Genomic DNA, 1,024 nt, shown 5'->3' with positions numbered 1-1,024 from the left:
ATCTCAAACTGCGCGCGATCACCTCGGAATGCTGCGCGCACAATTCGCGGAACACTGCGCGCCATTAAATCGGAAGCCCGCGCGCCATCAAATCGGAATGGTGCGCGCGATCACCTCGGAATCCGCAGGCTGTGTGCGACGTGCAAGATCCGGATTACGGAGGGCGAAGTCGATCATGGCGAGGCTTCGACCTTCGCACTGATGGATTTCGAACGGGACGAGGGGCTGGCCCTGGCCTGCTGCGCCCAGTTGGTGAGTGACCTCGTGATCGAGGCGGAGATCGAGCAGGATCCCGACGCGCAAGATATCCCGGTGGAGGATTTTTACGCGGAAGTCATCGGCATCGAGCAGGTGACGCCCACAATCCGCGCGATCAAATTCAAGCTCGACCGAGCGCTGCAATTTCAGGCCGGGCAATATGTGAATCTTGATATCCCGGGGAAGGACAGGACGACCCGGGCCTTTTCCCTCGCCAACGATCCGGCCAGCGGTGACGAAATCGAGCTCAACATCCGCAAGGTTCCGGGCGGTCGTGCAACCACTTGGCTGCACGAGGAGATTGCGGAGGGCGACCGGCTCTGTTGCAAAAATCGTGAAGCTTGAGCATGCTTGGCGGAGATTGGACGGACGGAACGATGACGGATTTCAAGTGGCGCCATTTCCAGGGTGATGTGATCCTGTGGGCGGTGCGCTGGTATTGTCGCTATCCGATCAGCTATCGCGACCTTGAGGAAATGCTGGCGGAACGCGGCATTTCGGTCGACCATACGACGATCTATCGCTGGGTCCAGTGCTACGCCCCGGAGATGGAGAAGCGGCTGCGCTGGTTCTGGCGGCGTGGCTTTGATCCGAGCTGGCGCCTGGATGAAACCTACGTCAAGGTGCGGGGCAAGTGGACCTACCTGTACCGGGCAGTCGACAAGCGGGGCGACACGATCGATTTCTACCTGTCGCCGACCCGCAGCGCCAAGGCAGCGAAGCGGTTCCTGGGCAAGGCCCTGCGAGGCCTGAAGCACTGGGAAAA

Annotated in this window: 1 protein-coding gene and 1 pseudogene; both read left to right on the top strand. The window is 60.4% G+C overall.

The genetic code is table 11. The features are described 5' to 3' along the window. The coding region (locus tag WP12_RS00100) for a 2Fe-2S iron-sulfur cluster binding domain-containing protein (protein WP_152663825.1) at positions 1 to 603 on the top strand (603 nt) is incomplete at its 5' end. A gap of 32 nt (positions 604 to 635) precedes the next feature. After that, a pseudogene (locus WP12_RS00095) lies at positions 636 to 1,024 on the top strand (IS6-like element IS6100 family transposase); the annotation flags it as partial.

Source organism: Sphingomonas sp. SRS2 (assembly GCF_000971055.1).
Classification (GTDB): domain Bacteria; phylum Pseudomonadota; class Alphaproteobacteria; order Sphingomonadales; family Sphingomonadaceae; genus Rhizorhabdus.
This window is presented reverse-complemented; position numbering and strand designations above follow the sequence as displayed.